The following is a 9372-nucleotide window of genomic DNA, read 5'->3' as shown; positions in this document are numbered from 1 at the left end:
TCCTGAAAGTAGCAGGCATCCGCCAGCTACTTTCAGAAGATCCGAGGAAAAATATAAAAGCAAGTGGAGAAAAACAATCCGTTCTTCTCCACTTGTTTTATTTTAGAGACTTATCGGACAGCCCCTTTATATGAAACAGTATTTTATTCTTTAACTTTTAATAATCGTAAGCTGTTTAAAGTTACAAGCAATGTAGCCCCCATATCGGCAAATATAGCTATCCATAACGTTAACCAACCCGGTACAACTAAAAGTAAAGCAATAGCTTTAACTACTAGAGAGAAGGTAATATTTTGCTTAATGGTTCTCAATGCTTTTCGACTTAGTTTCATCGTAAACGGTAATTTACTTAAATCATCTGACATTAAAGCAATATCGGCTGTTTCAAGTGCTGTATCCGTTCCAGCTCCACCCATTGCAACCCCAACTGTTGATGCCGCAAGAGCTGGAGCATCATTTACTCCATCTCCAACCATCGCCACACTATGATACTTTTCGCGAAGTTGTTTAATATAGTTCAATTTATCTTCTGGAAGGAGATCGGCCTTAATATCAGATACACCAACCTCTTTACCAATTGCTTCTGCTGTACGTTGGTTATCACCAGTAAGCATAACAGTTTTTTCAATTCCTAGTTGATGAAGTTTTTGAATAACTTCTTTAGATGTTTTTCTTACTTGATCAGCCACAGCAATTAAACAGAGAAGTGCGTTGACGGTTCCAAGAATCATGACCGTTTTTCCTTGTGTTTGTAGGGTTGAAATTTGTTCAGAAATGGTTTTATCTATACCATTTGGAAGAATTTCCTCAAACATACTAGGACTTCCTACATAATACATCTCGTCCTTAACTTTTGCTTTTATACCCTTACCAGTTATAGATTGAAAATCTTCAACAGATACTTCATTATAATTTAATCCGTTTGCTTCTGCTTTTTTCATAATTGCTGAAGCAAGTGGATGTTGTGATCCTTTTTCCAACGCTGCTGTGATGGTCAATAACTCATTTTCATTTCCGCCAAATGTTACGATTTCTGTTACTGCTGGAACCCCTTTTGTTAATGTTCCTGTTTTATCAAAAGCAATAACCTTCAATGCACCGGCTTCTTCTAGGTGGATTCCACCTTTGATTAAAACACCATTTCTTGCTGCGTTTCCTATTGCGGTCACAACAGAAACAGGCGTAGAAACAACTAATGCACAAGGACAACCAACGACTAGTACGGATAACCCTTGATATATCCATTCGCTCCAATCTCCGCCAAATAATGGTGGGACAATAGCGATTAAAAAGGCTAATACAACAATTGCCGGAGTATAATATTTGGCAAATTTATCAACAAATGCTTGAGAAGGAGCGCGTTCTGCCTGAGCTTCTTCTACTAAATGAATTATTTTCGAAAGAGTAGTATCTTCCACTAATTTAGTTACTTTTACTTCTAATAATCCTTCTTCGTTCAAAGTACCAGCGAATACTTCATCATCAATGGTCTTTGTCACCGGGACAGATTCACCTGTAATCGCAGCTTGGTTTAAGGTAGATGTCCCTTTTACAACGATTCCATCCATAGCCAACTTTTGACCCGGTTTCACGATCATAATGTCGCCTACTTGAATGTCATCAACGCTAATCATTAACTCTTGATTTCCACGTCGTATTAAAGCTTCCTTTGGAGCTATATCCATCAAGGACTCAATGGATTGACGAGCTTTGTCCATAGAATAGCGTTCTAAAGCTTCACTAATGGCAAAGAGAATAACAACTGTTGCTCCTTCTCCCCATTCACCAATTAATGCAGCCCCAATAATAGCGATTGTCATAAGAGTATTCATATCAAACTTAAATCTGCTTAGATTTTTAAAGCCTTTAATAAATAAGGAGTAGCCACCAATTAATATAGATGCCGCATATCCGATTGTTGGTACAATATGACCTTCTCCGAGTTGTTCTCCTAATAACCAACTAACGATTAATAATAGGGCTGAAATATACACTTTAATGTTTTCTTTTTGCTTCCAAAAAGGTTCACGTTCTACTTTTTGTGCTTTTTCATCTCGTAATTTTAAGTTATCAAAAGCTCCTGCTTTTTCAAGCGCTTCAACCGTTGTATTTCCTACAACTGTTATTTTAGCAGCACCAAAATTAACTTGTGCATCCAAAACGCCATCCAGACGTTTCACGTTCTCTTCGAACGTTTTTGAACAGTCTGCTCAGGTGAGTCCTTGAACTCTATAAGTTTTAGCTTTTTGGTTGTTTATTTTAGCTTGTTCAGACATTGACTTTCATCTCCTTTTTATGAGCTAATGCAATAACCATTAACTGTCTAATATGTTCATCATCAAGCGAATAAAAGGCTAGTTTGCCTTCTTTTCGGTATTTTACAATCCCTTGTTTATGAAGGGTCCTTAAATGGTGAGATGTCGTAGCAACAGTAGCCCCAATGATATTAGCTACATCACACACACAAAGCTCATCATCTTGACATAATGCATAGGAAATTTTTGCCCTATTTTCATCTGCAAGTGCTTTAAATAATTGAGAAACACTAGATATATCTTCTTTTTGCATCTCACCTTGTATTCGTTTGACTTTTGCTTCGTCATAACAATAAATATCACAAGTATCTTTCTTACTCATTACTCATTATCCCTCCTTTTATTCAAGTATATGTTTGAATGTATTATATATTATTACCCTAACATTATTCAAATATTTATTTGAATAATGGACAAAAAAATAAAATAACTCAATAAATTCCATATCAAACCAACTTATATTAGCAAATGATCATAACGATCAAAACTATTACATTATTTGAATAGATTTATCAATGAAGTAAATAGTTCATTTTCTAGCATGATATATATTCCCAATCCTATAAATACAATTGGAATAATCCATCGCCCGTATTTCTCAAGTGTTTCAGAAACAAATCTGAATCTCGCAAGACGGTAACCCAGTAAACACCAAATTGCAACCATTATAAAGAATGTAACTACAGTAATAATTAATTGATTTGTTTCTAACGTTGAAAAAATCGGAACATAAATTCCAATATTGTCTCCACCATTAGCAAAAGTGATAAAGGCTACACTTAAATAAAACTTATTAAATTTGTTTAACCTAGAAAGAATATTATCATCATCATCATCTTCACCTTTGATGAACAGTCTAACTCCTAAATACATTGGAATTAGGCCAAGTAAACCAACCCATTGATCAGCAAGAAGTGTTATCCCAAAGGTTGCTAAAAGACTGATTAAAACTAGAAGTGCAAAACCTAGATATTGACCAATTACTATATCTCTTGAGTTAATACGTTTCGAAACCTTGTTAACCGTTTGACCATTACTTGTTTTAGATTGTGACCTTGCCATAGAGAATAACATCATCAAGACAAAAATATCATCAATATTGGTTACAATAAAAGCACCAAGAGCAGAGATGATTATTAAAATTAAATCCACCTGATTCAACCCCTTTATTTTTTATTAATAATTTAATACTCATTAACATTCAAATATTTATTTGAATGTTAAATTTCATTTTCTATTTTACGTTTACATAAACAAATAGTCAAATGTATATTTGAATAAAGAATAAATCGACATGAAATTAGCACTTTGAAACTAAAAAAGGATGATTACTTTTCTATTAGGTAATCATCCTTTTTGGTTATCCAACCATTATTTATTATGAACTGTTACTGTAAATACCATGTAACCCTCTGGACTGTCAGGATCATAAGAGTCGATTTTTATTGCTTCTTTCTGAGTATCCGGACCATCTATTCTGGGGATTTTTGGTATTGTTTATATCTAATTGGGAACGTTCCGTTAGGTTTGGTTTGGGTGTACAACAATTATCAGTCATAATTTCTCCTATATTTCACAATAACATTGTTAATTAACTTACTATGTATTATCAATAACTTTCTTTATAGGTGTTACTCAATTATATGGCCCGATTGCGGAGGAATAATCTTCTTGAAAATCAATCAAATTGGATAACAACTATAACATTTTTGTTTCTAAAATCTATGTTTTTTATCTTTTATCACCAGAATGTTTGAAGTGGAAGGAATAAATTAGGAGCATACATATTAGATATATCTAAAATGTGCGGTCTTTATCACAGCAATGTTTATGCTATATAACCTAAATATAAGACAAAAGCGGCAGTTGGTTCGCCCTCTTTCCTTTCTACCTTCTTCTTAAGATTATCTCTATCTAGGCCAACTTCATGCTCATTAGACATCCAATCTTCCCCTCTCTTAACAAATAAAAGTGGAGCAAAATAGAGGCTCCACTTCTATATATATAGGAATTCCTTTCAAATTATTGATGTTTTTAACATGATCTGAGAAATTTTACTGATCGGTTCTCTGAGCAAAATATTTATACTTTCCCCCATTATGATGTTAATATAATAATTCATGATGAATATTAATTAAGTAGGTAAAGGAGCTTATACATCTATGTCGAATATACTTGTAGTCAAAGCAAATAACCGCCCAGATGGCGTTTCAACAAAAATGTACGAAACCTTCGTATCCGAGGCGTCACAAATAGATGGTTTGAATTTAACAACTATTGACCTGTTCTCAGAAAACATGCCTTACTTTGGTCAAGATACACTGAATGCGTTCGGTAAACTTCAAAGCGGTGAAGAAATGACGGAAAACGAAGCGGCATCACTTGCTGCTCTCAATAAATCTCGTGAGCTGTTATCAGCTGCTGATCTGGTTGTTTTCGCATTCCCATTATGGAACTTAACGATTCCTGCTACATTACAAACATTCATTGATTACACTTATGGTGCAGGCTACTCATTTAAATACAATGAACAGGGCCAATTAGTCAGCTTAATGACAGATAAAAAATACATCGTATTAAACGCGCGTGGTGGTATCTACTCTACCCCAGAAGCAGCGCCAACGGAAATGGCTGTTAACTATGTTAACAATGTAATGAGCGGAATCTATGGTATGCAAAAAATCGGGGAAGTCATCATTGAAGGTCACAACGCTAACCCAGCCAAAGCTGAAGAGATCATTGCTGCAGGTTTAGAGGAAGTAAAAGCTTTAGTTCAAAAATTATTCGTATTAGCATAATGAAAAAAGTGACTGAAGCCTTGGTCTTCGTCACTTTATTTTTTTTTAAAAAAAGAACTACACCTTTATTAGAATGCATCATGAATGGAATCGAAATATTTTTCACGGATAATTAACATACCTCCTCTAGTTTGGATCACTTTCTTCCGTTATGATAACTTTGAGGAGGACGACAAGTATGGAGAAAAGAAAATCGGAGCCGAAGATAAAGATAACGATTGACCGGATTTTACAATGGGGGCTTAATATTGCTCTAGTCTCTTTAGCGCTCATTCTCTGCGGACTATTAGTAAAAGAAACGATTCACCTAACCCAACTTGCTTTCTTTGAATCTAGCCCCACCGCTTATTTTGAACTATTAGAAGGAATTCTCGTCTTCTTTCTATATTTTGAATTCATTGCCATGATTGTGAAGTATTTTCAAGAGGATTATCACTTCCCGCTCCGCTACTTTATGTATATTGGGATTACCGCGATGGTTCGTTTGATTGTCGTGGATCATGAAGATGCACAGCAAACCTTGCTATTTTCTGTGAGCATCCTTGTTCTCGTCATTAGCTATGTTCTCATTCACTACATGCATACAAAAATTAAACGCTAAAGGGTTGAAAGGAATAATTAACCATGCTATGATTGATTTCAAGTTCATATGAACACTAGGGGAGTCTTTTTGAAGACTGAGATTGAACAGATGTTCTAGACCCTTTGAACCTGATACAGTTTGCACTGTCGGAGGGAAGTGGCCATGGTTAGATGATGACAAAATCTAAAGCCTCCACTTCTGCTGTGGAGGCTTTTCGTTTTGATTTTCAAAAAATAATAGAGTATTTGTCTACTAGGGGCGCCATTTGGCTGAGAAGTACCCTTTGAACCTGATCTAGTTCGCACTAGCGGAGGGAAGTAGTTTGCATGAATGCATGTGTTTGCAAACCGCTTTCCACTTTTGGAAGGCGGTTTTATTTTCCAAAAAACAAGGAGGAATTCACAATGAAAACAGTTCAAACGAAAAAATTCACAGAAAGGCTTTATGACAATGTTCAGTCCATTTGGGAGAAGAATCATCAGCACCCTTTTGTCCAGGGAATCGGTAAGGGAACGCTTGAGCGAGAGAAATTTATTTATTACATGAAGCAGGATTACGTATATTTAATCGACTATGCCAAGCTCTTCTCTGCTGCTGTTATGAAGGCAACCGATCTTGAGACAATGGGAAAATTCGCAAAAATTCTTGATGAAACCTTGAATTTCGAAATGGAGCTTCACCGTCAATTTGCGGCTGAATTCGGCATCAGCCGTGCAGAGCTTGAGGCAACAAGGCCTACACCTGTCAACCTCGCCTACACAAGATATATGCTCCATGTCGCACAAAATGGCAGCCTTGCTGAAGTCGTCTCCTGTCTTCTTCCATGCGCATGGGATTATTGGGAAATAGGCAAGCTTTTGCGAAAGCAGTATGGACATCAACTTGATACTAATCCATATGCCAAGTGGATTGAAACGTATGATTCGAACACTTTTGGCGAAGGGGCGAAATGGCTTATTGAACTAATGGATGCGCTTGCTGACGGAAAGCCGGAACGTGAGCTTGCTAGATTAGAAGAGCATTTTCAAATGACTTCGAAATATGAGTATTTATTCTGGGACATGAATTATCATAAGCAGGACTGGCCGATATGACCCTAATCATAAAGAATCTTTCCTATACGTACCCAAATCACAAAAAACCAACTATTTCGGAAGTTCACGTAACAGTGAAAAAGGGAGAATTCATCTCCCTCATTGGTAAGAGTGGTTCAGGAAAAAGTACGCTCCTTAAGCTCATCACAGGTATCTTGTATCAAGACGCAGGTGATATCAAGCTGAACGACCGATCAATAACGCTTGGGGATGTTGGTTATATGCCACAGCAGGATCTCTTGCTGCCGTGGCGGACGGTCCTTGAGAACATCATGCTCCCAGTCGAAATCCAAAAGAATTCACATCTCACAAGAGAGGAAGTGCGCAAATGGCTCGAGCGTGCAGGATTGGCGGGATATGAACAAGCTTATCCTAACCAGTTATCTGGCGGGATGAGACAGCGGGTGTCTTTCTTGAGGGCGATGATAACGGGCAAAGATTTGCTCCTTCTGGACGAACCATTTGGTGCCCTTGACTCATTTACGAAAAAAGAAATGCAGACATGGCTTCTATCGATATGGCGTGATTCTAAAAAAACAATTTTCTTTATCACCCATGATCTAGAGGAGGCATGTTATTTATCCGATCGCATCCTCTTGCTTAAGCCGGATCATCCGATGGAGGAAATCGTAGTTGGGCTTCCGAGACCACGCCCTTCCGATATCGTGTATACATCAAAACTTGTCGAACTTCGACACAAATTGGAGAAAAAGATGACAGATGAAAAACCTTAAGCAATGGCTCAAGCATTATCGCCTATTTATTGGACTCTTGTTGTTGATGCTCGTCATGTTACAGTTGGTCGTACAGAGTAATCTCGTCCCTGCCTTCATCATCCCTGCCCCATCAAAAGTGATCGAGCACATTTTGGAAAACTGGAGGATCCTCCTATTTGATCATTTATGGGCAACTATGCTCGAATTTACTATTGGCTTTACACTTGCTGCCATTGCTGGAATTGCACTTGCAGTTGGAATGTTCTTTTCAAAGACGATTGAAAAAATGATCTATCCCTTCGTCCTCATGTCCCAGATGATTCCGATTATTGCCCTATCACCTATTTTCGTTCTTTGGTTTGGGTATTCTCTGTGGAGCAAAGTGGCAGTGACGATTCTGATGTCTTTTTTCCCAATTGTCGTATCTTCCTTTGATGGTTTAAGAGCTTGTGATAAGGGTTATATCGAACTACTGCGATCCATGGGGGCCAATAACAAGCAAATCTTTATGAAGCTACATATCCCAATGGCGCTTCCCTCCTTGTTTTCTGGACTGAAGATAGGAATGGTCTATGCACTTGTGGGGGCAACGATTGGTGAATGGCTTGGCGCAAGTGAAGGTCTTGGATTTTATAGCCGTCGCATGTCGGGTGACCTGAATGCTGATGGGGTCTTTGCCGCAATTGTGCTATTGACCATCATCGGTCTAATCCTTTTTGGTGTTGCGACCATGATAGAAAGAAAGGTTCTAAGCTGGAAAAACGGAAGTTCAATAATAAATCAATCTGGAGTTGAAGAAAATGAATAAAAGTTTTAAATGGTTTTTGCTGTTGCTCATTGTCGGTTTCGTAAGTGGCTGTTCAAAGGATAACGAAACCAAACTAGAAAAGATGAGCATTATGCTAGATTGGTATCCAAATGCTGTCCATTCAGCGATTTATGTGGCACAGGAGAAGGGTTATTTTGCTGAAGAAGGTCTAGATGTCAATATCGAAATGCCGGCCGACACTAATGATCCTTTAAAACTTGCTGCCACTGGAAAAGTTGACTTGGCGATAAGCTATCAAACACAGCTCCTGCTATCTCGTTCTGAGGGAATCCCCGTCGTTTCGGTTGCAGCACTCGTTCGGCATTCATTAGACGGAATTATGTACAAAAAGGAGCTCGGCATTCAATCACCGAAGGATTTAGAAGGAAAAAATGTCGGCTACCCATCTGCAAGTGTCAGTGAGGCCGTAGTGAAAACAATGGTCAATGCAGACGGAGGTAAGGAAAAAAATGTGAAACTCACCGATGTCGGCTGGGATCTAATGCCAGCACTTGCGACTAACAATGTCGATGCGATCGTCGGGGCTTATATTAACCACGAACTCGTCCTTTTAAATAAGGAAGGGTACAATGTCGACATCTTCCCTCTTACCGAGTTCGGAGTTCCAGATAATTACGAGCTTATTCTTGTGACTGGTGAGGAAACGCTTAAGAAAAAAGAGTCGTCAATTAAGAAATTCTGGAGGGCACTATCAAAGGCACAAGCAGATGTTAAGCAGGATCCTGCAAGTGGATTAAAGGTATTGCTGGATCATGAAAATGGAAACTTCCCATTAGATAAAAAGGTAGAACAGGAAAGCCTAGATATCCTGCTGCCATTAATGGAAGATAAGTCTCTCCCATTTGGCTATCAAGAAGAGAAGGTTTGGCAGGACGTTGCCGATTGGTTGTTTGAAACGAATGTAATGAAAGAAAAAGTCGACCCTGCTCAGGCTTTTATCAATATTTTAGAATAGTAAATTCTTTTTTAAAAGACCGAGAAGATTTGGTCTGCTCTAGATCATAGCAAACTACTAGAAATTAATCAGAGAGGATGCT

The 9372-nt window shown here is 37.8% G+C and carries 9 protein-coding genes and 2 riboswitches; of the genes, 6 read left to right on the top strand and 3 right to left on the bottom strand.

Annotation, left to right across the window (positions count from 1 at the left end; translation table 11 throughout):
- Positions 1-143 precede the first annotated feature (143 nt).
- From J2S07_RS18790 to J2S07_RS18780, 3 genes are all read right to left on the bottom strand, one after another.
- Positions 144-2276 (bottom strand): heavy metal translocating P-type ATPase, encoded by a 2133-nt coding sequence (locus tag J2S07_RS18790; RefSeq protein ID WP_084780365.1) that lies wholly within the window; start codon positions 2274-2276, stop codon positions 144-146.
- Positions 2269-2637, bottom strand: coding sequence for an ArsR/SmtB family transcription factor (locus J2S07_RS18785; protein WP_075981801.1), 369 nt, complete (start codon positions 2635-2637; stop codon positions 2269-2271). Before J2S07_RS18785 ends, J2S07_RS18790 begins: the two co-directional genes overlap by 8 nt.
- A gap of 173 nt (positions 2638-2810) precedes the next feature.
- Positions 2811-3467 carry a CadD family cadmium resistance transporter gene (locus J2S07_RS18780; RefSeq protein ID WP_019381804.1) on the bottom strand — a complete coding sequence of 219 codons (657 nt, stop codon included), beginning with the start codon at positions 3465-3467 and terminating at the stop codon, positions 2811-2813.
- A 1010-nt stretch (positions 3468-4477) separates the two neighbouring features.
- Here J2S07_RS18780 and J2S07_RS18775 point away from each other — a divergent pair.
- From J2S07_RS18775 to J2S07_RS18750, 6 genes are all read left to right on the top strand, one after another.
- Positions 4478-5113 carry an FMN-dependent NADH-azoreductase gene (locus J2S07_RS18775; protein WP_307151946.1) on the top strand — a complete coding sequence of 212 codons (636 nt, stop codon included), beginning with the start codon at positions 4478-4480 and terminating at the stop codon, positions 5111-5113.
- Positions 5114-5291: 178 nt separating this feature from the next.
- On the top strand, positions 5292-5714 hold the full coding sequence (gene psiE, locus J2S07_RS18770; RefSeq protein WP_307151945.1) for a phosphate-starvation-inducible protein PsiE: 423 nt from the start codon (positions 5292-5294) through the stop codon (positions 5712-5714).
- 47 nt (positions 5715-5761) lie between these two features.
- A riboswitch (TPP riboswitch) is annotated at positions 5762-5868 on the top strand.
- A gap of 72 nt (positions 5869-5940) precedes the next feature.
- Positions 5941-6029: riboswitch (TPP riboswitch) on the top strand.
- Positions 6030-6100: 71 nt separating this feature from the next.
- Entirely contained in the window at positions 6101-6790 is a 690-nt protein-coding gene (tenA, locus tag J2S07_RS18765) for a thiaminase II (RefSeq protein WP_307151944.1), read from the top strand.
- The gene (locus J2S07_RS18760) at positions 6787-7524 is read left to right on the top strand and encodes an ABC transporter ATP-binding protein (RefSeq protein WP_307151943.1); all 738 of its coding nucleotides are present in this window, start codon (positions 6787-6789) and stop codon (positions 7522-7524) included. The genes tenA and J2S07_RS18760 overlap by 4 nt, the downstream gene beginning before the upstream one ends.
- Positions 7511-8314 (top strand): ABC transporter permease, encoded by an 804-nt coding sequence (locus J2S07_RS18755; RefSeq protein ID WP_307151942.1) that lies wholly within the window; start codon positions 7511-7513, stop codon positions 8312-8314. The genes J2S07_RS18760 and J2S07_RS18755 overlap by 14 nt, the downstream gene beginning before the upstream one ends.
- Positions 8307-9290 carry an ABC transporter substrate-binding protein gene (locus J2S07_RS18750; protein WP_307151941.1) on the top strand — a complete coding sequence of 328 codons (984 nt, stop codon included), beginning with the start codon at positions 8307-8309 and terminating at the stop codon, positions 9288-9290. Before J2S07_RS18755 ends, J2S07_RS18750 begins: the two co-directional genes overlap by 8 nt.
- Positions 9291-9372 lie beyond the last annotated feature (82 nt).

This window comes from Anoxybacillus andreesenii, assembly GCF_030813005.1.
Lineage (GTDB): Bacteria > Bacillota > Bacilli > Bacillales > Cytobacillaceae > Robertmurraya > Robertmurraya andreesenii.
The sequence above is the reverse complement of the archived record's forward strand: the minus strand, read 5'-3'. Positions and strand labels throughout refer to the sequence as shown.

Excerpts from the sequence above, each read along its gene's own strand:
- J2S07_RS18750 (WP_307151941.1), top strand. The coding sequence starts at position 8,307 with ATGAATAAAAGTTTTAAATGGTTTTTGCTGTTGCTCATTGTCGGTTTC.
- J2S07_RS18785 (WP_075981801.1), bottom strand. The coding sequence starts at position 2,637 with ATGAGTAAGAAAGATACTTGTGATATTTATTGTTATGACGAAGCAAAA.
- psiE (WP_307151945.1), top strand. The coding sequence starts at position 5,292 with ATGGAGAAAAGAAAATCGGAGCCGAAGATAAAGATAACGATTGACCGG.
- tenA (WP_307151944.1), top strand. The coding sequence starts at position 6,101 with ATGAAAACAGTTCAAACGAAAAAATTCACAGAAAGGCTTTATGACAAT.
- J2S07_RS18755 (WP_307151942.1), top strand. The coding sequence starts at position 7,511 with ATGAAAAACCTTAAGCAATGGCTCAAGCATTATCGCCTATTTATTGGA.
- J2S07_RS18775 (WP_307151946.1), top strand. The coding sequence starts at position 4,478 with ATGTCGAATATACTTGTAGTCAAAGCAAATAACCGCCCAGATGGCGTT.
- J2S07_RS18760 (WP_307151943.1), top strand. The coding sequence starts at position 6,787 with ATGACCCTAATCATAAAGAATCTTTCCTATACGTACCCAAATCACAAA.